General features: G+C 39.9%; 23 protein-coding genes and 2 pseudogenes. 13 read left to right on the forward strand and 12 right to left on the reverse strand.

Features of this window, described 5'->3' with window-relative positions:
- The first annotated feature begins 94 nt into the window (after positions 1 to 94).
- Positions 95 to 1,726, forward strand: coding sequence for a methyl-accepting chemotaxis protein (locus tag KAN5_RS00605; RefSeq protein WP_016708564.1), 1,632 nt, complete (start codon positions 95 to 97; stop codon positions 1,724 to 1,726).
- Positions 1,727 to 1,752: 26 nt separating this feature from the next.
- Here the strand turns inward: KAN5_RS00605 and KAN5_RS00610 are convergent, their stop codons facing one another.
- From KAN5_RS00610 to KAN5_RS00625, 4 genes are all read right to left on the reverse strand, one after another.
- Positions 1,753 to 1,989, reverse strand: a complete 237-nt coding sequence (locus KAN5_RS00610) for an EF-hand domain-containing protein (RefSeq protein ID WP_016708565.1) — start codon at positions 1,987 to 1,989, stop codon at positions 1,753 to 1,755.
- 12 nt (positions 1,990 to 2,001) lie between these two features.
- Entirely contained in the window at positions 2,002 to 2,238 is a 237-nt protein-coding gene (locus KAN5_RS00615) for an EF-hand domain-containing protein (RefSeq protein ID WP_016708566.1), read from the reverse strand.
- A gap of 132 nt (positions 2,239 to 2,370) precedes the next feature.
- The gene (locus tag KAN5_RS00620) at positions 2,371 to 2,598 is read right to left on the reverse strand and encodes a hypothetical protein (RefSeq protein ID WP_016708567.1); all 228 of its coding nucleotides are present in this window, start codon (positions 2,596 to 2,598) and stop codon (positions 2,371 to 2,373) included.
- A gap of 23 nt (positions 2,599 to 2,621) precedes the next feature.
- A complete protein-coding gene (locus KAN5_RS00625; protein ID WP_244390203.1) occupies positions 2,622 to 2,849 on the reverse strand; it encodes an EF-hand domain-containing protein in 228 nt (75 codons plus the stop codon).
- A gap of 318 nt (positions 2,850 to 3,167) precedes the next feature.
- On the opposite strand from KAN5_RS00625, the gene KAN5_RS00630 reads away from it, so the two are divergent.
- The 4 genes from KAN5_RS00630 to KAN5_RS00645 are packed head-to-tail and all read left to right on the forward strand — an operon-like array spanning position 3,168 to position 7,039.
- The gene (locus tag KAN5_RS00630) at positions 3,168 to 4,634 is read left to right on the forward strand and encodes a HAMP domain-containing sensor histidine kinase (protein WP_138555149.1); all 1,467 of its coding nucleotides are present in this window, start codon (positions 3,168 to 3,170) and stop codon (positions 4,632 to 4,634) included.
- Between the two features lies 1 nt (position 4,635).
- Positions 4,636 to 5,178, forward strand: coding sequence for a hypothetical protein (locus tag KAN5_RS00635; RefSeq protein WP_016708570.1), 543 nt, complete (start codon positions 4,636 to 4,638; stop codon positions 5,176 to 5,178).
- 2 nt (positions 5,179 to 5,180) lie between these two features.
- Positions 5,181 to 6,530, forward strand: coding sequence for a sigma 54-interacting transcriptional regulator (locus KAN5_RS00640; RefSeq protein ID WP_016708571.1), 1,350 nt, complete (start codon positions 5,181 to 5,183; stop codon positions 6,528 to 6,530).
- An 8-nt stretch (positions 6,531 to 6,538) separates the two neighbouring features.
- On the forward strand, positions 6,539 to 7,039 hold the full coding sequence (locus KAN5_RS00645; RefSeq protein WP_244390204.1) for a DUF1543 domain-containing protein: 501 nt from the start codon (positions 6,539 to 6,541) through the stop codon (positions 7,037 to 7,039).
- Between the two features lie 21 nt (positions 7,040 to 7,060).
- Here the strand turns inward: KAN5_RS00645 and KAN5_RS00650 are convergent, their stop codons facing one another.
- The 5 genes from KAN5_RS00650 to pdsR form a co-directional block, all read right to left on the reverse strand.
- Positions 7,061 to 7,294 carry a hypothetical protein gene (locus KAN5_RS00650; RefSeq protein WP_016708573.1) on the reverse strand — a complete coding sequence of 78 codons (234 nt, stop codon included), beginning with the start codon at positions 7,292 to 7,294 and terminating at the stop codon, positions 7,061 to 7,063.
- 58 nt (positions 7,295 to 7,352) lie between these two features.
- Positions 7,353 to 7,511: a hypothetical protein gene (locus KAN5_RS00655; RefSeq protein ID WP_016708574.1), complete on the reverse strand. Its 159-nt coding sequence runs from the start codon at positions 7,509 to 7,511 to the stop codon at positions 7,353 to 7,355.
- 234 nt (positions 7,512 to 7,745) lie between these two features.
- Positions 7,746 to 8,432 carry a hypothetical protein gene (locus KAN5_RS00660; protein WP_244390205.1) on the reverse strand — a complete coding sequence of 229 codons (687 nt, stop codon included), beginning with the start codon at positions 8,430 to 8,432 and terminating at the stop codon, positions 7,746 to 7,748.
- 384 nt (positions 8,433 to 8,816) lie between these two features.
- Positions 8,817 to 10,946 (reverse strand): proteobacterial dedicated sortase system histidine kinase, encoded by a 2,130-nt coding sequence (gene pdsS / locus KAN5_RS00665; protein WP_244390206.1) that lies wholly within the window; start codon positions 10,944 to 10,946, stop codon positions 8,817 to 8,819.
- Positions 10,946 to 11,635 (reverse strand): proteobacterial dedicated sortase system response regulator, encoded by a 690-nt coding sequence (gene pdsR, locus KAN5_RS00670; protein WP_016708576.1) that lies wholly within the window; start codon positions 11,633 to 11,635, stop codon positions 10,946 to 10,948. The genes pdsS and pdsR overlap by 1 nt, the downstream gene beginning before the upstream one ends.
- Positions 11,636 to 11,862: 227 nt before the next feature.
- Between pdsR and pdsO the strand changes: the two genes are divergently transcribed.
- The 3 genes and pseudogenes from pdsO to KAN5_RS00685 all read left to right on the forward strand — a co-directional run.
- On the forward strand, positions 11,863 to 12,600 hold the full coding sequence (gene pdsO, locus KAN5_RS00675; protein ID WP_244390207.1) for a sortase-associated OmpA-like protein PdsO: 738 nt from the start codon (positions 11,863 to 11,865) through the stop codon (positions 12,598 to 12,600).
- A gap of 39 nt (positions 12,601 to 12,639) precedes the next feature.
- A pseudogene (locus KAN5_RS00680) lies at positions 12,640 to 14,652 on the forward strand (marine proteobacterial sortase target protein).
- 62 nt (positions 14,653 to 14,714) lie between these two features.
- A pseudogene (locus KAN5_RS00685) lies at positions 14,715 to 15,134 on the forward strand (class GN sortase); the annotation flags it as partial.
- Here the strand turns inward: KAN5_RS00685 and KAN5_RS00690 are convergent.
- Positions 15,134 to 16,111 (reverse strand): DMT family transporter, encoded by a 978-nt coding sequence (locus tag KAN5_RS00690; RefSeq protein WP_016708580.1) that lies wholly within the window; start codon positions 16,109 to 16,111, stop codon positions 15,134 to 15,136. The pseudogene KAN5_RS00685 and the gene KAN5_RS00690 overlap by 1 nt on opposite strands.
- Positions 16,112 to 16,223: 112 nt before the next feature.
- Between KAN5_RS00690 and proB the strand changes: the two genes are divergently transcribed.
- From proB to KAN5_RS00715, 5 genes are all read left to right on the forward strand, one after another.
- Positions 16,224 to 17,327 carry a glutamate 5-kinase gene (proB, locus tag KAN5_RS00695; protein ID WP_244390208.1) on the forward strand — a complete coding sequence of 368 codons (1,104 nt, stop codon included), beginning with the start codon at positions 16,224 to 16,226 and terminating at the stop codon, positions 17,325 to 17,327.
- A gap of 68 nt (positions 17,328 to 17,395) precedes the next feature.
- Positions 17,396 to 18,370, forward strand: a complete 975-nt coding sequence (locus KAN5_RS00700; RefSeq protein ID WP_244390209.1) for a GGDEF domain-containing protein — start codon at positions 17,396 to 17,398, stop codon at positions 18,368 to 18,370.
- 68 nt (positions 18,371 to 18,438) lie between these two features.
- The gene (locus KAN5_RS00705; protein WP_138555156.1) at positions 18,439 to 18,798 is read left to right on the forward strand and encodes a glutaredoxin; all 360 of its coding nucleotides are present in this window, start codon (positions 18,439 to 18,441) and stop codon (positions 18,796 to 18,798) included.
- Positions 18,799 to 18,881: 83 nt separating this feature from the next.
- Entirely contained in the window at positions 18,882 to 20,366 is a 1,485-nt protein-coding gene (gene gltX / locus KAN5_RS00710) for a glutamate--tRNA ligase (RefSeq protein WP_244390210.1), read from the forward strand.
- A gap of 234 nt (positions 20,367 to 20,600) precedes the next feature.
- On the forward strand, positions 20,601 to 21,443 hold the full coding sequence (locus KAN5_RS00715) for a MipA/OmpV family protein (RefSeq protein ID WP_244390211.1): 843 nt from the start codon (positions 20,601 to 20,603) through the stop codon (positions 21,441 to 21,443).
- 102 nt (positions 21,444 to 21,545) lie between these two features.
- Here KAN5_RS00715 and KAN5_RS00720 read toward each other — a convergent pair whose 3' ends face one another.
- The gene (locus tag KAN5_RS00720; RefSeq protein WP_347881508.1) at positions 21,546 to 21,953 is read right to left on the reverse strand and encodes a DUF3019 domain-containing protein; all 408 of its coding nucleotides are present in this window, start codon (positions 21,951 to 21,953) and stop codon (positions 21,546 to 21,548) included.
- A 463-nt stretch (positions 21,954 to 22,416) separates the two neighbouring features.
- Positions 22,417 to 24,432, reverse strand: coding sequence for a methyl-accepting chemotaxis protein (locus KAN5_RS00725; protein ID WP_016708588.1), 2,016 nt, complete (start codon positions 24,430 to 24,432; stop codon positions 22,417 to 22,419).
- Between the last annotated feature and the right edge of the window lie 5 nt (positions 24,433 to 24,437).

Below are 24,437 nucleotides of genomic sequence, written 5' to 3' on the forward strand. Positions count from 1 at the left end.
CTGCAAATTAAATAGCCTAAAAATATTTATAGTTTAATATTTTAAGCTATGCTTATGAATTAGTTATTATTAATTTATTTTAATCGGAACATAAATGAAGCTTAACCAACTGGCTATGCGTAGCAAATTCATACTCTTATCAGCTTTAATATGCATCATTTTTATTGTTGCGATGGCATTTATTAAAGTTGCTAATAATCAAATAGCAGCAGGTTTTGAGCGCTTCTATCAACATAATTTTATGGTAACTAAGCTCAGTGCAGATCTAAAGCAAGCTCAAGATGGCATTTTATCTGGGGTAAGGGGATTGCAAGTTGTTTACTTACTCGGCTTAAAAGAACAAGCACCTGAGTTACTCAATAGTATTGATAAAAATGTTGCACTAACAATGCCACTCATTCAACAAATTAGCCAAGCGTATAAAGGTGAAGCTAATTTACTTATCAGATTAAAAAATAACTCGCAGCGCTACGAGCAAGCAGCAATTCAATTTAAGCAGGCAATGGAAAGCGCAGCTGATAATAAAGCGGATTATGCTATCTATCGTGAATTTGTGGACTCTCACAATGCGTTAACCGATTTTTTTGACGAGTTTGAAAAAATCAATGTCGCACAAGTTGCAAAAGCGCAAGCCGCGGCGCAGCAATCCATTGATTTTGCAAATACAGTATTTTATTTATCAATTTTAATTGCGCTTGGTTTAGCTGTGTTATTTAGCCATATGTTGTCGCAAAAAGTGGTGATGGGATTAACGATTGTTAGCGAAAGTGCCCATGCTCTGCAGCGCGGCGAATTAGATCACTACTCTCAAGTAGAAGGTGAAGATGAAGTTGCTGATTTAAGTCGTACCTTAGATGCTACAATTCGTCACTTAAATACCACACTGGCCACTATTCATAACTCTGTAGCACAGGTTAATAATCATAGTGATGAGTTACTCAGTTCAAACACTCAAATTCAAACGGCTACCTCTGAGGTCTCTGATCATACAACACAAGCTGTAACTGCAATTGAAGAGTTATCTGTCACCAGTAAGAGTATTGCAGTAAATACTGCTGAGTCAGCGACAGCTTCAGATAGCATGATGCAACTTGCCAATAGTGGATTAGAGGCGTCTGAGCAAACCAAAGAGGCGGTGAGCCATTTACTAGGCACATTAAACGAAACATCAGACGTTGTTGATCAACTGCAAAGTGAATCCAGTAAAATTGAGACGATCCTTGATGTGATCCGTAATATTTCCGAACAAACTAATTTACTAGCACTCAACGCTGCAATTGAGGCTGCCAGAGCGGGTGAGCAAGGGCGCGGTTTTGCTGTGGTGGCTGATGAAGTACGCACCTTAGCTCAGCGTTCTCATAGTTCAGTAAACGAGATTGAAACAATGCTTGGGCAGCTTCGTTCTGCAAGTCAAAATGCAGTGACTATGATGGCTGATAGCACAAGAGTTGCAGCACAAGCTGAAGATAAAATGGATGAAAGTAATCGCTTATTAAAAGAGATTATGGAAATGATCAATCAAGTAAACGACCAAACACAGCAAATAGCAACAGCAGCAGAGGAGCAATCAGCGGTTGCTGCTGATATTAGCCAAAATATGCATACCATCCACACTCTAACCGATACCACCGCTGATATTTCGCAACAAACTGCGAATACCAGCAATAGTATGGCCGAACAAAGTCAATTGGTTTTAAAGCAAGTTGCATTCTTTAAATTAAATTAACTTTGCGACAGTGGTATAATCTACGCTTACTTATTAGCGTACATGCTAAATTCTGCCAGCGATAACTTGTTATCTTTATCGCTGTCGTAATTTTTAAAGCGTGACCATAGTGCAGGATCTTTCGCTGACTCTGAGCGAGTGAGCAACCCGTCTTGATTACGGTCTAAGTTTTTGAATTGCTCGGCAATGCTATCAGTTGTTGCAAAACTGCTACAGCTGACAATAAGGAGTAAAGCATACCCTAATTGTATGGTGTATTTCATTGGTGAAACTCATTAATGCAGATTATTAGTTAAAAAGTTCTTAAATTCGACGAGTGAAATCTTGTTATCTCGGTCAGTATCCCAACGCTGAAACTGTTTTATAAGCTGTGGCTGGGCATCTAACTCATTTTCGGTTAAGTAACCATCTCTATTGTTATCTAAATGATCAAAACGTTGTTTTACATCCAGCGCCATAGCATTAAAGCTGCTAGCTAACATTACAGTTAATGGTACTAATATGCTTTTCATTGTTAAGGTCCTTTTAGTTAACTTGAGTCAGGTTAGCGAGTAAAAAGATAAAGTATTTGCCATAATTTAAATCCCAACATTAAATCCGTTTACACATTCCCTCCGGGATTATGGCAAATACTTTAAAGTCTTTTAAATTTTAAAATTAGCAAACTCTTGCTCTGATAACACCTCGTCGTTGTTATCATCTAGATCAGTAAACTGCTTCAATAAAGCATCATTTTGCTTCGCTTCAAGTAATGATATTTGTCCGTCAGCGTTAGTATCTAGTTGTGCAAATTTAACGTTTAGCTGCGATGCTAAAACGGTGGCGCTAATGATTAAAAACATTAATGAAAAGGCGGCGATAAGTTGTCTCATAACTGAATTTCCTTATGGGTAAGTTATTGTAAAAACTGCTTAAATTCAGTCATTGATATTTGACCATTCTGGTCTTTATCAATTTGCTCAAAGCTTTCATGCAAGACTGCATCTTCCGAAGCTTCGGCTTCACTTAATGTGCCATTGCTGTCTTTATCAAGCTCTGCGAAGGTAGCCTCAACATCCATTGCAAAGCTATTAAAGCTAAATAGGGAGCAGCAACATAAACACAGTGGAGCTAATACTTTCATATAATTACCTTATAAACAGTTGTTGCTTCAGGTATTACAAAAATGATGCCAATAATACTTTTATTTAAATATCAGTGGCTTATGGTTTTTTGGTGAAGTTCAGTGTGAAATAATGACTCAATACTGTGTCTTTTTTGCAACAGTTTTTTGTGCTTTTTAATAAAATTACTTAAAAACAAATGGTTAAGTTGTTTCAATTTAGCGTCAGTAGTTTTACAGAGGCTATAAATTTCATCTTATTCATTATTCTTATTGATTCAGCTAGTGTATAAGTAACACCTTTCATAATTCAATATTTAAACTAAAGGAGTAGCGACAGTGGCCTCACTCGCTAAAAAGTACAGCGCTTTACTTCGTTGGCGACCTAATTTAATTGGCCAGTTTTTATTTAGTACTTTGTTATCTTTACTGCCATTGTCATTGGTAGTGATTGTGTTTTTAAATGCGTTGAACAAACAGCTTGCCGTAACTCAACAAATCGTCAGTGATAACTATCAAATAACCAAGTCATTTAATAACCTAAAACAAGACCTTAATAGTTTAGAGCGGGCAACGCGACAAAACTGGGTGCTAAAAAGTGAATCGCTTGATGAATTGATAGTTGATAAATGGCAATCGTCGTTGCAAAGTATTGATGAACTGACTTTTATTAGTCCTACAGGGGATTATATTAACCAATGGCAGCAACTTGCCAAGGAATTGCAGCTAGCGCATACACAGCTTGTTAGCGAAGGGCTACAAGATGCGCAATTATTTATTCCGGTGAGTGAATTAATCGCTCGTCAAACCTTATGGCTAAGAGATCAAAACGAACTACAAATAACTAAAAACCAGCAACAGTTAAAAGCATTACAAAATTCTTTTATTAATTGGCTGATAGCCCTTACTCCGTTAACGTTACTCGTAGGTGGTGGTTTTTTGTGGCGTATAAGTGGTCGATTGAAAGGCTTAACCTCAGTTATTGATAAACTCGGACAAGGTCATTGGCAGCAAAAAATATCTGTACAGGGTTCTGCTGAACTGGTTGAACTGGGTAATAAATTACAATGGGTGCAAGAGCAATTGCATCAATTAGAGCAACAAAAAGATACCTTTTTACGCCATGTTACCCATGAATTGAAAACTCCTTTAGCATCAATGGTGGAAGGTACCGACTTATTAACCGATGAAATCGTTGGGCCAATTAACAAAGAGCAGCAAGCCGTACTGGAGCTTATCACCCAAAGTATGGTGCGCTTGCGAGCAATGATAGACAGTTTGCTCAGCTATAATGCAATTCGTAGCAGTAAAGAGGACTTAAGTGAGTTGGTTTTTTCACAATTAATAACCAAAATAAACAATCACTTTGAGCACCGTTTAGTGGCACGCAAACAAAGTTTATGTTGGCATTGTGATTTACCTGAGCAGCCGCTGGAAATAGCAGCAGAGCTTGTTGAAATGATTTTAATACAGCTAATTTCTAATGGCTTGAAGTTTTCACCGCAACAGCAAGCAGTTGATATCCATTTATCGTTAGCGGGCTCTACCTTAAAAATGATCGTCAGTGATCAGGGCACAGGTATTCAAGAGCAAGAAAAGTCACATATTTTCAGTGCTTTTTATCAAGGTAAAAATGCTAAAGATGTGACTGCGCAAGGTAGCGGCTTAGGGCTGACAATTGTTAAAGAATCTGTTGAGCAATTAATGGGAACTTTGCTGCTTGAGCAGAATGAACCACAAGGTTGTCGTTTTATAATTCAAATCCCAATCATCAATCCAACCAATAAAAACCAAGGAGTTAATTAGCATGGGCGTGCGTTTAAATACCATTTTAGTGGTGTGTTTCACCACTTTAGGGCTCGCTGGGTGTGAGTTAACTGAGCAACCAGTAAAAGAAGATAATACCGAAGCAGAGCAGGTTGTTAAAGTGGTTGAGCCACAAGGTGATGGTTTACCAAATCCAAAACCTCGGCCAAAAACCGATCCTATGTATCCGCCGGCAGAAATCGTCATCGGCTGGCATGCGAAGGCCTGTGGAGGCTTTAAAGTGGTGGCGAGTAAGGTTTCTTATATTGGCACCAAAGAGATTCAGAACTACTTTGATTTTAGTTGCAAAAATAATGTATTAGCGCCGGAAAAGGTATTAACGCAATTATTAAAGCTTGATCAGGCGTATTATTGGCCTGATGATATAAAGCAGTATTTATGGTTACAAAAACAGCAAATAAAACAACAAATAGACGCCAAGAAAGAGCAGCAAGCACTGAATAATAAAATGCAAGAGACCCTGTCATCGTTGGCAACTATTGAGCAGCAATTATTACTACGCGAAGAAACTAAGGAGCAGTAATCATGTCGATAGAGCAAAATCAAGGCGCACGAATTTTACTGGTTGATGATGATGCAAGTTTATTAAAGTTACTGGCTATTCGTATTGAATCTAAAGGCTATCAAGTAACGACCTGTGAAAGTGGTATAGCGGCTTTGCAGTTATTAAAAAACCATGTGTATGATGCGGTAGTAACTGATCTACGTATGGATGAAATGGATGGTATGGCATTACACCGTCAGTTGCAGCAGCGTTACCCAGCACTGCCGGTGATCATGATGACCGCGCATGGGTCAATTCCCGATGCGGTTGAGGCCACGAAGCAAGGGATTTTCGCGTTTATTACTAAACCGGTAGATAAAGATGAATTATTCGATAGCTTAGCTAAAGCGATTGAAATTCATGGCTTAAGCGCTGATGAAAACACAGCAAGTAGTAATATTGTAACCCGCAGTGGCGCTATGCTGCATTTGCTTGAACAAGTTAAATTGCTAGGCCCTACACACGTAAATGTATTAATTTCAGGTGCCAGTGGTACAGGTAAAGAGTTATTAGCAAATGCAATTCATCAACACAGTCATGTCAGTGATGGCCCGTTTGTAGCCATTAACTGTGGTGCGGTGCCAGGGGAGTTGCTCGAGTCTGAATTATTCGGCCATAAAAAAGGGGCGTTTACAGGCGCCGTTAAAGATCATCAAGGGTTATTTCAACAAGCCCAAGGTGGTACTTTATTTTTAGATGAAATTGGTGATATGCCGCTTAATTTACAAGTTAAGTTACTACGTGTTCTGCAAGAGAAAACTATTCGTCCAGTGGGCTTTCAAGAAGAGATCCCGATAGATGTACGAATTGTTTCAGCAACCCATAAAAATTTACCGGATGCGATTGCAAATCAACAATTCCGTGAAGATTTATACTATCGCTTAAATGTGGTGAATCTTAAATTACCGCCTTTATCTGAGCGTAGAGAAGATGTCAGTCTATTAGCACAGTACTTTAGCGCCACCATTGCCAAGCGAATGGGACAAAAAGAGAAGCGCTTTGCCAGCGAGGCTATGCATGCATTGGTGCGCCATGATTGGCCTGGTAACATTCGCCAATTACAAAATGTGGTTGAGCAGGTTGTTGCACTCACTCCAGGTGAGGTAATATCGGTACAACTGGTGGAGAGTGCGCTTAATAGTAATGACAGTAATGTTGAGCCGCTTTCGCTAAATGATGCTAAAAAAGAGTTTGAGCGTGATTATGTTATTAACACCTTGAAAATGGCGGGTGGTAATGTGGCCGAAGGGGCAAAACTGGCTAAACGTAACCGTTCAGATTTTTATAAGCTAATAAAAAAACACAACATAGACGTTGATAGCATTTGCTAGGAGAAAACATGCAATTATTTATGGTGTATTTAGGTGGGCGAGTTCAGGGATGCCATATTGAAATGCATGATGTTCGTTTTGTGGTAGGGGAATCAATCGAGCAAACGTACACAAAGTTAAAAGCGCAGTGGGTTGGCGATAAAAATAGTGTGCATATGGATAGTTACATGGCGGTCAATGATATCGATGGTTTTGCCGTTAGTGTGGTTGATGAGCCTGTTGAACAAGCTGAGCAGTTATACTTCGTAAATTTAGGCGCTTACCGAGCAGACAGTTTAGCGGAACAACATGATTTTGCATTGTATGTAGCGAGCAGTAGTGATGAGGCTAAACAAAGAGCAAAACAGGATTTACTGGCTGGCCTAAGCCATATTCATAAAGATGACTTATACGACGTAGATGATTGCTTTGCTGTTGATTTACTCGACAGCCAACTGCACATCAAGCTCACCCCAAGTGGCCAATCTCAAGTTATCAAGCCTGACTGGTTTGGTTATCATATTTTATAACAGTGTTACCTGACTAAGCGGCTAATCGTGGTCGCTGTGTTCCGCGCGCTCTTTATCTTCGCTTTTACTGGCAATTTTAAATGCAATAATTACTAAGCCAAACATAGCAAAAGGGAGGGCAGCAAGTAAGTATTCTGTCAGGTTACTGTCAGCAAAGCTGGCTTGTAATAAAAAATGCCCTGCAACGCAGAGTATGATCACAATGAAGAGAATAGGTAATAGAATAAGTTCTTTTTTGGCTGAGTGAGTTTTCATTATTAGGCGGTTAGGCGGTGCTTTTACAAGGTGCGTCATTGTAATGAGCAAAGCGCTTTTAGGTCAAATAACTTGTTTTATAAATAGTGGCTGATTGCGCTGTATCAAGTTTTTCAGTTTCAGGCTCTAAGTCTTCAGTGGTGGCCTCATCACACTCAGCATGATGATACAGGTCGAATATAAAATCGATTTCTTCGCGCTTTAATACAGTTTGCATTTTAACCTCCTAATAATCAGTCTAAAACTTGCTGATAATAAGAGTATGCCTGTGAGCCTGAATTATAGGTGAACACTTATTGATCAAAGTGTGTAGAAATGTAACCCTCAACTTTTTTGGGTATAAATTGTAAATATAAAACATACACAATCGGCAAATCCTAATTACGGCTTTTATGTCAATTAGTAAGCATTCGGTATAAGTGGTTTACGCTAAACAGCTAGGGTTAGGTGTCTAATATACCGTTAACTTTTTATCGGATATAGAGGCAATTACAATGCTATAAAATATGCCATTATCTTCAATAATCTTTAGATTGCCGCCTTTACTTGCGCGTTTCATTACTTCATTTGATGACATAGCCTCTAATGCCTTATCAGCATCATCAAGGTTATTTGAGCTTAGAATAAAACCACATATGCTGTCAGAGCATTGCACATCATCAACGGTTATATTTTTAACTGAATGCTGATAACCTAACGCTATATCATTTAAGTCTTCTCTTATTGTACTAGCTCTAGCGCCGAGTAAATTATCCGGTAACTGTGATATCAGCTCCCTAAATTCGTTTATATTTAATGTATCTAATGGTTTTGTATTGAAGTAAATGCTCCCATCTTCACTAGGAGCGCTTATTAAATTATCAAGTGATTGCAGTACATGAATTTCATCATTATCAACTTGTAATGTATCTGTTTGAGAAGTAGCTTCTGCTGTAAAAGAAGAGTCATTTTTTTCAGCATTAAGGTCGATTATTTCTGACTTGCTCTGCTCTACTGCAGCTGGATTAAATTCTTGTTTTTTAGTATTTAGTGTTGCAGTTTCTTTGGAATCGACATTTGTTTTAGGATCTTTGTTAAGTACAAACAGAGATACGATGGAGAAAATTACTATAAGTAAAACTAAGAGGTTTTTTTTCATCTGAAATATCCTTATGAAAGAGTGGAAAACCACTCTTTGATTTTTTTAACGGGGCACGTTATCAGTCAATAGTAGGAACTTGTTTCTTCCATACATTACCTCCACCAGAGTCTGTCACACTCCCATCATCACCTACAACGCATGCATTATCACAGCGAAATGTACCTTTTGATGTAACTACAGTACTTTCAGCTAAAGAATAGCCTGTAAATAAGCTTCCTTAGATAATAAGTGATGTTAATAAGATTGTTTTAAATTTATTCATGAAACGTTCCTGTTTGAATTTTTAATTTAAGGTTAGGTTTTTGTGGCTTTCTTGTGTCTTGTTTGTTGTACCTTTTACTCTTCAATAATTCAAGTTTAGTTGAGCCTTTATTTTGTATATCAGCTATCTAAAGGTAAACTCACGGTAAATATAACACCATCTTTTTGCTGATTATTGACTGCTATTACACTGCCTTTATGGTATTCACAGACTAAACGTACAATGTATAAGCCTAAGCCTAAATGAGGTTGCTGTTGTAGTTGTTGGCTGCGCACAGAAACCATTGAGTCAAAAATATGTTCGGCCAGCCCTTCAGGTAATAATGGTCCTTTATTTTTAACCGTTAAAACGGCCTCGTTGTCGCTTTTAGTTAAGCTAACACTAATTGCACTATCGTAAAGATTAAATTCTAAAGCATTATTAATGAGTTTATCGAGTAGCTGAGCGACAAATTCAGGCGCCCCCATCACAGTTAAAGGAGAGTCGCAGATATCGATAGTAAAAGCCTGTTGCGGGTAGGTAAGTTGATAGCCTTGCATACAGCCCGTTATCACTTTTCGTAAATCAAATGGTTCAGCTTCAGCGTTTTGAATACTTTGCTCAAGACGAGTTGCTTCACTCATGGTGGTAATAATTTTACCTAAACGTTCTACCCCTTCACTGGCTCGATCGAGGTACTTTTGGCTAAGTTCACTTTGCGGCTGCATTTGTAAATTCTCAAGCGAACTTCGTACTACCGCAACTGGGGTTCTTAGTTCATGAGATAATCGCGACGACATGGTTTCTAAATAGTTAGTATAACCTCCTAAGCGACTAACAATATTTGCAAAGCTGCGAGATAAATCGCCTATTTCATCGTTTGAGTCAGAATAATTAATAGTACCCGTTACACGCCCTTGGGCATCAATAGCTTGCTCTGCGGTATCACGCAGTCGGCGAATACGACTTGAAATTCTTGAGGCAAAAAAGAATAACGTTACCGTGCCAATCAGCATAACAGCTAAAATGACATTAAATAATTTCTCCAACGATTTATTACGCAATGTGCGAACACCGTTGGTTGTTTCTTCGGCAATTACTGCACCAATTACTTGGTCTTGGATCCAAATTGGATAAGCGGCCGATAAAATAACTGCTTTATTGTCGGGAGTGAGTCGCCATGCAGAGGCTGGCGTACCATGCAGTGCTTTACCTATGTGTGTGCCTTGCATGGCGGCTACATCGTGCAAGGTATCTAAAAATTCATTTTCAGGGCGGGTAAGTACTTTATAGTACAGTGGGTGTAAATAGTTTTTCTCAAAGCGCTGCCACCAGGTTTTTGCGGGCTGCTCATTCAAACCATCAGCCCAAACACCATCGGCATGATGAATCGAACCTGATTGCGCCAGTACGCGGTGATGATTATCAACCACCCAAATTCGACTACCGCTGTGTCCCATGCCTTTTAAAATGCGGTTTATTTCAGGGGAGGGCACGAGTACTGAGCCAATATCATTAGGATTGAGTATATTTGACGTTGACATTAATTGTGGCTCAACTTTATCAACGTCCCAGTCTTCTATAGCAAAACCTAGCTTATTGCCTAACATAGTGAGAGGAAAGCGCAGTTCGATGTTGTAGCCTGTGGCTGTACTAACAAAGTAACCCTGAATTTTAGTAACAGGTAGTTTAGTTTCGGCGTCAAAGGCATTCACCCAGCCATCTTGGCGAGCCGCAACGATATAGTGTTTAAATTCTCCTTGGGGCGTTTTTAACATGATCTGTAAGTGATCGTTTCGGGTTAAGCTCAAACTATTCTTAGCGCGGTAAACGAGTGAGTCATCGGTTACTTTAAATACTGCATATAAAAACGACTCATACTTGCCAACCATGTGATCAAACGATAGATCAGTACGTTGATGATCTGCTTTATCACCTTGCAAATATCGCTCATCATAGTGCCATATCAAGCTTTGGTATGGCTGCCAGTCAGATAATTTACCATCAAGTTGAATAGGGTTGCTGAGGTTGTAGGCATATAGATCACGGCCTTTGACGACTTGATCTAAAAAATTGGTTTGTGAGTCAAATAAAGCCGGGCGTTCATGTAATGCAGTTGCAAGGGCGCGAGTGGTGCCAACGAGCGTTTTTTCTTGCCCTTGACGGAGGAATTTTTCCATTTCCCACACATATTCATAACCAAGCCAAGGTAATAAAAACAAAAAGCATGACAGCAATATAAACTTACTGCGCAAACCAAAACGCAGCATTACACCTGCTCCCAGCGGTAGCCCATACCATACACGGTATCAATACAATCAAACTGCGCATCTAAGACGATAAACTTCTTACGAATGCGTTTTACATGTGAGGTGATGGTGCTGTCGTCGACATAAATTTTGGCATCACTCATTAATTCATTACGGCTTTTTACATGGCCTGGACGCTGCGCTAGCGAATGCACCATCCAAAACTCTGTGACAGTTAAATCCACTATTTGTTGCTGCCAAAACACTTGCATACGCTGAGTATCCAGTGTCAATGGGCCGCGATTGAGTAAGGCATTGATATCGGCTGGTTGCTCCAGCGCTTCCATACGTCTAAATAGTGCACCAATTCGTGCCGCCAAATGCGCCATACTGATGTCTTTAGTAAGGTAGTCATCAGCGCCCATGCGCAGGCCGCACACGGTATCTATTTCGCTGTCACGGGCCGTTAAAAAAATAATTGGTAGCGTTTTAGAAAGTGAGCGCAGGGTTTGGCACAATAAAAAACCACCATCAATTTCATGGCCTAAACCAATATCAACAATGGCTAAATCGGGCAAGGCATCATTAAAGGCTCGCTCTGCACTTTGGCGGTCACTATAACCACTGACTTGATAACCTTGCGCGCTGAGCATTTCCATGTAATTTTCACGAATAGCGGGTTCGTCTTCAATGATGGCTATTTTTTTCATCTTAATCATTATCCTATCGTTTATGCTGTGCACTATAACGAAGTTTTTAACCTAAGTAAGGTTAAAAAGGCAATTGCCATTTTTTTGCCACAATTGCTCAGCAGTTTGCCCTTTTTGCTCCCCTTTATTGCCACTTCAGCTTGTTTTAATAGCGTTATTCCAAATCGGGCAGCTACCAACCCATGAGTTGCCAACTATTAAGTTACTAAGCAAAAAAGGATTACATCATGAAGAAAATTATTATCGCTTGCACCCTCGCAACTATTTTTGCAGCACCAAACTTAGCGCACGCTGACGCAGCTGTAGTTAAAGCAAAGGAAACGCATAAAGAAACCGTTATCGGACTCAGTACTGGCGCAATTTTAGGCGGTATTGTTGGCGGGCCAATTGGTGCGTTTGTTGGTGCATTTGCTGGTGGCTTGATTGGCGAGCAAGAAGTCGCTGAAGATAAAATTGCCGAGCAACAACGTGCTTTATTGGTGAAGCAAGATAAAACCGCAGATTATCAAGATGTCCTTGCTCATAACGCACAACTGAGTGATCAGCTTGGCTTATTAGAAGAAAATAATGAACGGCTGGCACTGGCTCAAATGCATAACCTAATGGCCATGACGATTCAATTTAAAACCGGTTCAAGTGAAATCGCGCCGCACTTTGCCAATCAACTCGACCAGTTGGTGAATTTGCTACAAAGCCAACCTGACTTGCAGTTGGATTTAAACGGCTTTGCTGACCAGCGAGGTGATGAACTGGCTAATTTAGCTCTCTCAAAACAACGAGTCGCAGCGGTACAAAGCTACTTAATCAAGCAAGGTATTGCACATACCCGTTTGACGGCAACGGCTTTTGGTGAGCAACAGACCGTGGCTGATAGCGATAATTATGAAGAAAACATGTTTGACCGCCGTGTGACCTTAACCACTCGCCCAAGCACTCAGCCGTATAGTCAAACTGCGAGTAATTAATTGCCATTTTGCCAAGTAGCCGCCAAGGGAGTGATTTTTATGTTGAGTAAACCAAGCAAGGTGTTAACCCGTAGCCGTTTATGGCTACGGGGAACCCTTTTACCTTTATTGTGTTGGTGAGTGGGATGAGTAATGCCAACACATCGCCAGAACTAACAATGTTTGACAGCAGTGGTGCAATGGCTGCACCTGGCGTTATCCTAAAAAGTGATGCCACTATGACACTTACAGGATTGATAAACCATGTTGTGGTCACTCAACATTATCGCAACGAAAATCCGTTTGCTGTTAATGCGCGTTATGTATTTCCACTGGCCGATGAAAGTGCGGTCCATGCCATGACGATGCGTATTGGCGAACGGGTGATCAAAGGTGAAATTGATAAAAAAGCAGTGGCTGAATCTCGTTATCAAGAGGCTAAGCAAGCAGGTCAACAGGCTGCATTGGTTCGCCAACAACGAGCGAATATGTTTGTAAGTAATGTTGCAAATATTGGCCCCGGTGAGGAAGTGCAAATACAGCTGCAATATCAAGAAGTGATTGATTATCGCAGTGGTACATTTGCATTGCGCTTTCCAACCACACTAACCCCGCGTTACCATCCTATTAATGGTGTTTTGCAAGCACAAGAGCAAAGTGATCATCCAAGCAGTAATGAGCAGCCCTCGTTTACACCGTCAGCATGGATTGCGCCGATTTACTCAACCTCGCGTCATGGTGATGCCCCGCAAAGTGAGTTTAGTTTAACAATTAATATTGATGTTGGCTTAGAGCTGGTCGATATTCAGTCAAAATACCATAAGGTTGCAATCGAGAACCCTGCTTTTGGTCGATATCGAGTTGCTTTGAATGAATCTAATGCGATGAATCGTGACTTTTTACTAGAGTTTAAACCACTGCAAAAAGAGCAAGCGCAAGCGGCATTTTTTACAGAGCAGCTTGACAATGGTGAGCGCTATGGTTTGCTAATGTTACTGCCGCCAGATGATCATTTTACCCAAACCCAGCGTTTAGCAAGAGAGCTTATTTTTGTCGTTGATACTTCGGGTTCTATGCATGGGCAGTCAATGGAACAAGCCAAAAGTGCGCTATATTATGCGCTATCATTACTCGATAGTAACGACTGCTTTAATATTATTGGCTTTGATGACCAAGTAATGCCGATGAGTACTCAACCAGTGCCAGCAAACGATTTTAATCTACGTCGCGCAGAGCGTTTTGTTTACGACTTACAAGCCGATGGCGGCACTGATATTAAAGGTGCGTTGGATAGTGTGCTCGATGGTCAAGCGCATACCGGCTATGTACGCCAAGTGGTGTTTTTAACTGATGGCAGTGTTAGTAATGAAGACGCCTTGTTTAAACATATAAGCGCGGAACTTGGTGATAGTCGTTTGTTTACTGTGGGGATAGGCAGTGCACCAAATAGTTATTTTATGCGCCGCGCCGCAGATGTTGGACGTGGCACATTTACTCATATCGGTAGTACAGCTCAAGTACAGCCCAAAATGCAGCAGCTGTTTGATAAGTTAGCACACCCGGCAATTACACAGCTTGCGTTGATAAATGATGGCATTGATCAGCAACTTGAATATTGGCCATCGCCTTTGCCTGACTTGTATTTTTCAGAGCCCGTTATGGTGGCCGTTAAGCTTGACAGCCAAGCTGCGATTACATTAACCGGGCAAACGGCGCAAGGACCACTGGCAGTAAAATTAAGCACCCAACAAGGGCAATCAGCGCAGGGGGTTGCACGACTTTGGGCACGCCAAAAAATTAAATCTTTATTGCTTTATAATCAACAACAGCAAGTAAAAGCACAGGTTGAGAGCTTGGCGCTTGAGCATCAATTACTCAGTTCCTTTTACTGCTTTTATTGCAATTGAGCAAACACCGTTGAGTACAGTTGCTGAGCATAATGTACAGGTTGCAAATCAGTTACCACAGGGATTAACGATGCGATTACCGCAAACTGATGGACAAAGCAGGCTATCTATTGTGTTGGGATTGTTGCTGCTATCAGGGGTTGCTGTGCTTAGGTTTAAAAAATGAAAACAGTGTTTGGCATCGTTTTATTAATTACAGGCGTGGGCTTGTTTGGCCATGGAAGTTATATGCAAGGCAAAGCATGGTTGGCACAACGCCTTATAGAGCAGGCTTGGCAAAAAGCACTAACAACGCCAAAGCAGCAGGTAAAACCATGGTTTTATGCTGATAGCTATGTAACTGGGCAGCTTAATTGGCCAAGCCAACAACAAACATTAACACTATTAGCGGGAGCCAGCGGGCGTAACTTAGCGTTTGCGCCAAGTCACTTTTTACCAAGTGGTGAACTTGGCTCAGAGCGTGGTGTATTGATCGCAGGGCATAATGATACACATTTTGCATTTTTACAAAACGTGAAGGTAGGCGAGCAATTTAGTTTGCAAACTCAAAATGGTGTGATTGAACAATACCGAGTACGTGGGATTGATGTGATTCACCAATCCCAATTTGACTTTTTAGCACAAACTGGTTTGTACTTACTGACCTGTTATCCTTTTAACTCACTGGCATCAGGTACTGAATTACGCTTGTTAGTTTCAGCTAGTAAGGTATCTGTTGATGAAGTTTCATCCGATATAGCCTCGTCACTGACATCAATAACTAACTCTTGATGGCGTTGGCTTATCATCACGCCAATAAACACCACGAAAATACTTAACCATTGCCCTAAGGTGAGGACTTCTCCCAAAATAATTGCCGACAAAATAAGTGTAAAAATAGGAATTAAATTTGAAAAGGCAGCAGCGGTTAATACCGACACTTTGCTAATCGCATAGTTATACATGCCGTAGCCACCGAGTGTGACACACGAGCCTAAATATAGAATGCTTAATAAGGCGGTTAAATCGTGTTGATTTTCGCTGGGTAAATCAATAAACAGCAAAAAAGGCGCAAAGAATAGGCTGCCACTAAAGCCTTGTAATGCAATAAGTGTTAGCGGTGAATAACGGGCGGCTAAATGCTTTACTGATACGGTGTAAAATGCAGCACATACCATGGCCATTAGTTCTAAAAAATTACCGAGTAATGGATTGGGGGCTTGCTCGGAAGTCGGCGATAATAAAGTAAGTAAAATACTGCCGCCAATACAGAAGGTAAACCCTATCACAATGGCTTTGCTGATGTACTCCTTAAGCATGAAATAAGCTAAAAGCGCCACAATAATTGGCAAACAAGAAACAATAACACCTGCCTGCGAGGCAGAGGTGTATTCCATTGCGTGACCTTCAAACAAGAAATATAAGCAGGGTTCTGCTAGTGACATGCCAACAAGGTATTTCCAGTCACCTTTATGGTAGTCAAATCGGATCACATAGCGCCATAAACACAGTGCTAACATCAAGGTGGTGAGCATGCGTAAAAAAATTACTAAAGCAGGGTCATAAATCGCAATAGCATATTTTAACGCGATAAAAGAACTCCCCCATAAAAAGGTGGCAATGATCAAACAAAGGCTAGCTGGCATAAACGTCGTATGATTGTAGTAAAAGGCAATCCTAGCATGAATATTTTTTACTTGTTCAAAAATCGATAAATGGTATAAATAAATCCTTCATTTTTGAACCGTAGTAAAAAGCATGCAAAGGGCACAGGTAATAGTGGTTAAGCTGGGAACGAGTGTACTCACCGGCGGCACCGATAAACTCGACAAAGCACACATGGTAGAGTTAGTTCGCCAATGTTGTGAGTTAAAAAAGTTAGGTCATCAAGTCGTATTGGTATCAAGCGGTGCGGTGGCAGCGGGTCGCGAACAACTATTAAAACCCTGTGGTCGTTCATTAATTGATAAACAGATGCTGGCAGCTATTGGCCAAGGCCAACTTATTCATACATGGCAAAGTTTATTCGCTTTATATGGTGTTAATGTAGGGCAAATGTTGCTGACCCGTGCTGACGTGGACGACAGAGAACGCTACCTAAATGCCCGTGATACATTAACTGCGTTATTAAATTATGACGTGGTGCCGATTATTAATGAAAATGACGCGGTTGCCACGGCGGAAATTAAAGTCGGTGATAACGATAACCTTTCGGCGCTGGTGGCCATATTAGCCAATGCCGACAAACTGTTGCTATTAACCGATCAAGAAGGTTTATTCACCAGCGATCCACGCACAAACATTAATGCTCAACTTATTGATGAAGTAAATCATATAGATGATGAGTTACGGCAACTTGCTGGTGGTAGTGGTACTAATTTAGGTACAGGGGGCATGGCAACAAAATTACAAGCAGCAGATATCGCTCGCCGTGCAGGGGTTGAAGTGATCATTGCTAAAGGAGCCGGGGAAAATGTTATTCTTAATTGTATGAGCGAACAGTTGCCTGGTACGCGCTTTGTAAAATTAACAGCCCCCAGAGATGGTCGTAAAAAGTGGTTATTAGCAGGACCTAAAAGTAGTGGCCAGGTGGTAATTGATGATGGCGCGGTGAATGCTTTACAACTACAAGGTGCCAGTTTATTAGCAAAAGGGGTGTGCGCAGTACATGGTCAGTTTGAGCGCGGTGACCTTATTGAACTTGTGACTTGTGAGCAGCAATTAGTTGCCCGTGGTTTAGTGCGTTTTAGTAAAGCTGAAACCAACCTTATAAAGGGTTGTCACTCAAGTGAAATTGCTAAGCTATTAGCCTTTGATTGCGGTAGTGAGGTGATCCATCGCGATGATTTGGTGTTGTTCTAAACTAATAATTTAGTAAAATTGCAAAGCTAACCTAAACTAGTGATATGTATTTGTTTAGGTTGGCTTAGATGATAACAACCCCCTGCGGACATGAATGGATCGTATTCTTAACGCAACAAGTGGAAGAACAGTCTTTAGATACCGCGCTTATCACAGCTGTTTCGGGTCTGCCTGAGATCAACGTTTTTGCGCTCTATATTAATAAACATTTTGATCCGCAAATTTCTCCCACGTTATTGAATGCCGATAGCCAAATAGCACCGCTTTCACCTGTTGAACTGATGCATCTACTAGAGAAAGTAAGCAAAAATAAAATACGTGTAAGCTGTGCTTTCGCTGGTGTGACTACCTATGTCCCTATGTATTATTTAGGCACCGTCATTGGCTTGTTAATAGTTGAATCAAAGGATGAATTACCTGAAGACGTGGGGATGTTAGCACGACATATTTTAAATGTTTATGCTAATCAGCTCGCCTTGATCCATAAATCACGACTAGACCCATTAACAGAGTTACTTAATCGACAAACATTTGATAAAAAAGTGATTGAAATACTTTCCGAAGAGGACTTTTCTGGCAAAGGTGAGATCTCCACTGAAAATCAAAGTTGGTATTTAGCGATTATCGATATTGATCATTTTAAACGGGTGAATGATAATTTTGGTCACGTTATTGGTGACGAAGTTATTTTGTTGGTATCACGATTATTAAAAGATAACTTCCGCTTTAAGGACTATGTATTTCGCTATGGTGGTGAAGAGTTTGCCGTATTGTTTCAAAGTTACGATAAAGTAGCGGCTCGACAGAAGTTAAATTGTTTACGTGCGAATATCGCTGAATACCCTTTTCCACAAGTAGGCAACTTAACTGTTAGTGCGGGATTTTTAGAACTCAGCTATGTTGATATGGTTGCATCTTTAGTACATAAAGCCGATTTAGCATTGTATGAATCGAAAAATAATGGTCGTAATCTAGTGACTGCTTATAGTGATCTTGGTCTCGTTGATGATATCGCTAATGATGATGATATTGAGCTTTTTTGAATCTTTTGCAGTTGCTTTAACTGTGCTAAAATCCACGCCCTTAAATCGTTGTAAACAGGGCTCAGTTAATGAAATTAGTTCGTTGGTTATTAGGTTCTTTAATACTTTTTTTTGATTTTGTGTTTACCCCTCGCAGTAAAAAACGTCCTGCGGATGAGCAACAACAGCTAGATCTACTCACAGCTCAATTTAAATTGTATCAATTCAAAGCGTGCCCTTTTTGCGTAAAAGTTCGCCGTGCAATTAAACGTGAAGGCTTAAAAATTGAAACTCGCGACGCTAAAAATAACCCGCAGTACCGCCAAGAGTTGTTAGAGCAAGGTGGCAAAATAAAAGTCCCATGCTTACGTATTGAAAAAGATAACCAAGTTACTTGGTTATACGAATCAAACGATATTATTGCTTACTTAGATAAAGTCGCGGTATAAAGCGCGCAACCATTTCGAAAATAGCCCATGCTGTGCTAGCATTTGGGCAACTTTTATAGTCCTTTTTTAAAGAGAATATACCCATGACAATCCGTACTCGTGTTGCTCCGTCACCTACTGGTGACCCGCATCTTGGCACCGCTTACATTGCCCTGTTCAACTATTGCTTTGCTAAGCATCAAGGTGGTGAATTTGTACTTCGTATTGAAGATACTGACCAAGTGCGTAGCACTTCAGAATCAGAGCAAGCGATCATGGATAGCTTACGCTGGTTAGGACTTGAATGGGATCATGGTCCTGATGTAGGTGGTGAGTTTGGCCCTTACCGTCAGTCAGAACGCAGCGACTTATATAAAAAATATGCTCACCAACTTGTTGACGATGGTAAAGCATTTTACTGTTTCGCGACCAGTGAAGAGCTGGATCAAATGCGTGAAGAGCAAATGGCACAAGGTCTGCGCCCTAAATACGATGGCCGCGGTTTAAAACTGAGCGATGACGAAGTTAAAGCAAACTTAGCCGCTGGCAAGCCTTATGTTATTCGTATGAATATTCCAAGTGAGGGTACCTTTAAGTTTAACGATTACTTACGTGGTGAAATTGAGATCCCATGGGAAAACGTGGACATGCAAGTGCTTCTCAAAGCTGATGGTTTCCCTACTTACTTTTTAGCTAATGTAGTTGATGATCACCACATGGAAATTAGCCATATTTTCCGTGGAGAAGAGTGGATCAACTCAGCACCTAAGTTATTAAAGCTTTATGAAGACTTTGGTTGGCAAGCTCCAGTGCTTGGTCACCTACCATTGTTACGTAACCCTGATAAATCTAAGCTATCAAAGCGTAAAAATCCAACGTCTATTAATTACTATAAAGAAATGGGTTACCTACCAGAAGCGGTACTTAACTACCTTGGTCGCATGGGGTGGTCAATGCCTGATGAGCGTGAAAAATTCACCCTTGCTGAAATGATTGAACACTTTGATATGAAACGTGTATCACTGGGTGGCCCGGTCTTTGACGTAGATAAACTAAGCTGGTTAAACGGCATGTGGATCCGCGAAAACTTAACTGATGCAGAGTTAATCCAGCGCTTTGTTGATTGGAAGTTTAACGGTGAAATGCTTGCTAAAGTGTTACCTGAAGCAAAAACGCGTATAAATACACTATCAGATATGGTTGATTTAGCAGGGCACTTTGTTGGCGGCATTCCAACTTACGATCCTGCACTACTAACTGCGGGTAAGGCGGATGAAGATGTTATTCGTCAGGCATTACAATTCTTTATCTGGCAGCTTGAAGGTTTACGTAGCTGGGAGAAACCAGAAATATTTGCCATTGCTAAAGCCGTTGCAACCTTCCATGAGTTGAAGATAAAAGACTTTTTAGAGCCGATTTTTGTCGCTATTACTGGCAAAACGTCTTCTACATCTGTACTTGATGCTATGGAAATTCTAGGATCTGACCTATCACGCGCTCGCTTACGTGTTGCGCTTGCACATTTAGGTATGTCTAAAAAGCAAGCCAAAAATATTGAGCGTGCTTATCGCGAGTACCCAGCTGCATAGTTAAACTATTTTCTGTTACTTACAGAAAAAACCGAACCTTACTAACGTAACGTTCGGTTTTTTATTCGCCACTGTGCTGGAAGTATGTTTAGAATTGGTTTTAATATATCTTTTTAAATTATTATACAAGTTTATCTGCAGCGGATATGATCGCTAAACTCTTGCTATAACAGCTATTTGTAATGATATCTATTCTATACAATAAAATAATAAGGTTAAGGTGATTTGAGTACAATGATAAGATTATTAGGGTTGTTATTTTTTGTATGCGTAAGTGCAAGTGCGCAAGATGAATTAAAACAACAACAATTAATAAAAAAATCAACATTACATGCGAGTATTACACTTGGCTATGGTGGTATTCAAAATCCAGTAGCGAATTCGAAAAATATTACGTCAGTAATACTGCCAAATTTTGCTTACTATGGTGATCGTTGGTATGTTGATGATTTTGCTCTTGGTTATAGTCTTATCGAGAATGAACGTTATTATATCGATATAGCAGGGCGCTTTAATGAAGATGGTTTTTTCTTTGAATTAGATGGTATAAATAAGTTGTTTGCTACGAGTGTTATGTCTGACAACCTTAAAGCGCCAACTAGACCTTCAGCACCCGCGACGGTTTCACTTACCCCAATAGAACGTGATCTCTCATACTTAGCAGGGCTTTCATCAGGTATAAAGTTATTTGCCGATTCGTGGGTAGAGCTGGCAGTGCTACAGGATATTACCAATGTGCACAATGGGCATGAAGTACAACTTAACGGCTATAAGTTACTCTCGGTTTTGGGAGGAATGTTTGGAGTTGAAGCTGGTGTAAATTATAAAAGTAGTGAATTGATTAAATATTATTATACCATTGCACCAACAGAAGCCTTATCACGGCTAACTAAGTACGAATTACAAAGCGCACTCAACTATCATTTAAAGATGGCATATGAGTATCCTATCAGTGAGCAATTGAGTTTTGATATGAAACTTAAATATACATGGTTAGATAGTGAGTTAGCGAATAACCCAATAATTAATGAAAATGGTTACTTCTCAGGATTTATAGGTGTGACTTATCATTTTTAGCAGCAAAGTATTCGGTTAATATCAGTATAAGTGTATAGAATAGTTAAAAACATACAGTAATTATCGCCGTTTTTATTCGCAATTTGGCGATATCCGAAAAAATTATAAACTCCAACCAAAACGCCGCCGTAAACGGTAGTCATTGGCTTCATAATTAGCAACAGAGAGTATTTGTTCTATGACCACTAAATTAGTTAGAGGATCAATAAGTTGCACTTTAAACTCTTTATTTGCAGCAATTTTAAACCTTTCTTCAATTACTCCACGCTGAGTATAGCACTGAGTATATTGGGGACGGTTTGATATCTCTATACACAACTCTTTAAATGGGTCTAAGATAAAGCTCACTTGAATATTAAACTCACAGACTGCTTGCTTGGTTTCAGTAATGCATACTGTTGGTGAAACTTTAAAAAATGGTTTGTCCTTTGTAGTTGCAAAGCAGTTGAAGCACAGTGCAGTACAACATAGATACACGAAAGGTATAATTTTTTTGTGTATGTTTTTCACATCAATTTTTAGAGTCCTGAGAATGCTACACAACGGAGAACCTATTTATAATAGCGGGTTTAGCAATGCTTAAAAATTTTAGCTGCAAACTTATATATTTATGTATAACCTAAACTTTACGAATAAAGTAATCTGAGACTGTAGCTGTTATTAAATTTTTTAATTCTTTTAAACAGTAATAATCGGACTTAATAAACTTTTAGTTATAAGGAATAAACTGAAGATTAACAGGCTCGTAGCTACTGTTTGTTGACATAAAATAATACACACTATTAACAAGGGAGTAAATCTAAGTAATCAACTTATTTTCTTCTGATATTAAAAAGTAAGTAATATATTTTAAATGTGACGGGGTATAACGATTATTTCTCACGTTATATTCTATTCTGGGGACTGAAAAGTGTGAACTGTTGAGCTGAGTTATGGTAGAAGCCGTACTCAACAATGAGTACGGCTTTTTACTTTAGACTTTAAATTCATCTACAGATAAGCGTAGCTCTTCTGCAAGTTTAGCAACTTCAGAGCTAGATATATTAGTTTGATTTGCTCCTTCTGCTGTTTGCTCTGCAATTGCGACAATTGATTCAAGACGTTCACTGATCTCTTGGGATACTTGTTGTTGCTCTTGTGCTGCTGTTGAGATCTCTTCACTTACATCATGGGCTAGAGCAACAGCGGCAGTAATTGAATCAAGCGCCGTATTGGCTAAATCAGATTGCTCCACACAAGAGTCCGCTTGCTGTTTGCCTTTAGACATTGCCGTTACAGCGGCTTCAGCGCCAGTTTGTAACGACTCGATCATAGCCTGAATTTCTTGTGTTGAGGCTTGTGTTTTACTTGCTAATGAACGTACTTCATCAGCAACTACAGCAAAACCACGACCTTGCTCACCAGCGCGGGCAGCTTCTATAGCCGCATTAAGTGCAAGTAAGTTGGTTTGATCAGCAATACCACGAATAACGTCCAAGATACTACCGATAGAAGCGCTATCTTGATGCAGCTTATTGATAACTTTAGATGCAGACTCCACTTCACGGGCAAGCTGCTCAATTGTTGATTTATTTTGGTTTGAAATTCCTTTAACGCGGTCAGCTTCTTTGTCCGCATTTTTAATTTCTTTAAGAGCTTGTTGAGCGCTATTACTGACCGTTTGTGACGTGCTACTCATTTCAGTTGTTGCTGTTGCAGCTTGCTCCACTTGCGCTTGCTGATTACGAATAGCTTGGCTTGATTCACCGGTGATAGCGGAAGTTTCTTCCGATGCAGCGGCCAGCTGTGTGGAGCGAGATATAATCCCTTGGATCAAGCTACGTAAGCTTGTAATTAATGTATTGCAGCTTCGTGATAGCTCACCAAACTCATCTTTAGCGCTATCATCAAGACGCTGAGTCATATCGCCACTGGCAACGATATCTAGAATTCGGTTAACTTCTGCTAATGGTCTTATTATACGATTCACCGTAATATAAGCCACAATGATAGCTAAAAGTGTAGCGCTGATCATGCCAATCCAAGTCCAAAGGTTGGCGGCAGCAACATCGCTACTAACTTCTTTTTGTAATTCAAAAGCGACATTACTTGCTTGCTCAACGAGTTCATTGAGTTGTTTTAAAGCCGTTGTTGTGGCTTGCTCTGCTTGTGCGAGTTCAGCTTCAGTTGTGGCAATAACATCAATTAAACGCTTTTTATTCGCAGAAATACTATTATTTCCAAGAATGTTATCGCGAATAGAAACAAAATAATTATTGAGGTCATTGTATAAACCAGGATCTGCAGCTTCTACCGCAGGTTTAAGTAAATTTAAACTACGTTCAATTTCTTCTAGATAATAAAGTTGCTCATTTTTAACGATATCTAATGTATTTTGAGTTTTCACTGTCAGCATATCAGTGCTGTTTGTTACTAGTGATAAAAAATTATTCTCTAATTTATTAGCAGCTTGGTACGCTCTGCTATCATTGTTTTCTAAGCCATCTATATCAATGATATCTAATACCACAGAATTGGCATCTTCAGCTGCCAGTTCAATGGCTTCTAATTGAGCACGTAGTGACTTGTTGAGTTCTAATTGATTACTTTTATCTTTTAATAAGTTTTCTACTGACTTGATGAAACCTTTGTAAGTACGTTCTACGTTTTGACTACTTTGATTAAGTTGTGGGTTATCACGAACAACGTCTTGTAATTGTGAATAAGATTTATCAAAGCGTTGCTTTTGCTCTAAGACTGACTGTTGGATTGGTGCAAGTTCTGCCGCCGAGGTTGTGTAAAAACTTGCTTGTGCAGCTTTGCTCATTAAAATAAATTCAACTTGTAAGTCTGAGCTTTGCTCTAAGGCTGGCAGTGATAATTGATTCACTTGCTGCGCTGAATTATTAATATTTGCGATTCTGAACAGTGAATTACCTCCAATTAAAAGAAGTAATAAGGTGATACAAATAAATCCACCCCAAATACGCTGACTGACAGTTAAGTTCATATAAA

The sequence above is a fragment of the Pseudoalteromonas sp. KAN5 genome (genome assembly GCF_022846535.1).
Lineage (GTDB): Bacteria > Pseudomonadota > Gammaproteobacteria > Enterobacterales > Alteromonadaceae > Pseudoalteromonas > Pseudoalteromonas haloplanktis.

Bases quoted from the DNA above. Each gene is read 5' to 3' on its own strand.
- KAN5_RS00605 (WP_016708564.1), top strand. From the start codon at position 95: ATGAAGCTTAACCAACTGGCTATGCGTAGCAAATTCATACTCTTATCA.
- KAN5_RS00610 (WP_016708565.1), bottom strand. From the start codon at position 1,989: ATGAAATACACCATACAATTAGGGTATGCTTTACTCCTTATTGTCAGC.
- KAN5_RS00615 (WP_016708566.1), bottom strand. From the start codon at position 2,238: ATGAAAAGCATATTAGTACCATTAACTGTAATGTTAGCTAGCAGCTTT.
- KAN5_RS00620 (WP_016708567.1), bottom strand. From the start codon at position 2,598: ATGAGACAACTTATCGCCGCCTTTTCATTAATGTTTTTAATCATTAGC.
- KAN5_RS00625 (WP_244390203.1), bottom strand. From the start codon at position 2,849: ATGAAAGTATTAGCTCCACTGTGTTTATGTTGCTGCTCCCTATTTAGC.
- KAN5_RS00635 (WP_016708570.1), top strand. From the start codon at position 4,636: ATGGGCGTGCGTTTAAATACCATTTTAGTGGTGTGTTTCACCACTTTA.
- KAN5_RS00640 (WP_016708571.1), top strand. From the start codon at position 5,181: ATGTCGATAGAGCAAAATCAAGGCGCACGAATTTTACTGGTTGATGAT.
- KAN5_RS00645 (WP_244390204.1), top strand. From the start codon at position 6,539: ATGCAATTATTTATGGTGTATTTAGGTGGGCGAGTTCAGGGATGCCAT.
- KAN5_RS00650 (WP_016708573.1), bottom strand. From the start codon at position 7,294: ATGAAAACTCACTCAGCCAAAAAAGAACTTATTCTATTACCTATTCTC.
- KAN5_RS00655 (WP_016708574.1), bottom strand. From the start codon at position 7,511: ATGCAAACTGTATTAAAGCGCGAAGAAATCGATTTTATATTCGACCTG.
- KAN5_RS00660 (WP_244390205.1), bottom strand. From the start codon at position 8,432: ATGAAAAAAAACCTCTTAGTTTTACTTATAGTAATTTTCTCCATCGTA.
- pdsS (WP_244390206.1), bottom strand. From the start codon at position 10,946: ATGCTGCGTTTTGGTTTGCGCAGTAAGTTTATATTGCTGTCATGCTTT.
- pdsR (WP_016708576.1), bottom strand. From the start codon at position 11,635: ATGAAAAAAATAGCCATCATTGAAGACGAACCCGCTATTCGTGAAAAT.
- pdsO (WP_244390207.1), top strand. From the start codon at position 11,863: ATGAAGAAAATTATTATCGCTTGCACCCTCGCAACTATTTTTGCAGCA.
- KAN5_RS00690 (WP_016708580.1), bottom strand. From the start codon at position 16,111: ATGCCAGCTAGCCTTTGTTTGATCATTGCCACCTTTTTATGGGGGAGT.
- proB (WP_244390208.1), top strand. From the start codon at position 16,224: ATGCAAAGGGCACAGGTAATAGTGGTTAAGCTGGGAACGAGTGTACTC.
- KAN5_RS00700 (WP_244390209.1), top strand. From the start codon at position 17,396: ATGATAACAACCCCCTGCGGACATGAATGGATCGTATTCTTAACGCAA.
- KAN5_RS00705 (WP_138555156.1), top strand. From the start codon at position 18,439: ATGAAATTAGTTCGTTGGTTATTAGGTTCTTTAATACTTTTTTTTGAT.
- gltX (WP_244390210.1), top strand. From the start codon at position 18,882: ATGACAATCCGTACTCGTGTTGCTCCGTCACCTACTGGTGACCCGCAT.
- KAN5_RS00715 (WP_244390211.1), top strand. From the start codon at position 20,601: ATGATAAGATTATTAGGGTTGTTATTTTTTGTATGCGTAAGTGCAAGT.
- KAN5_RS00725 (WP_016708588.1), bottom strand. From the start codon at position 24,432: ATGAACTTAACTGTCAGTCAGCGTATTTGGGGTGGATTTATTTGTATC.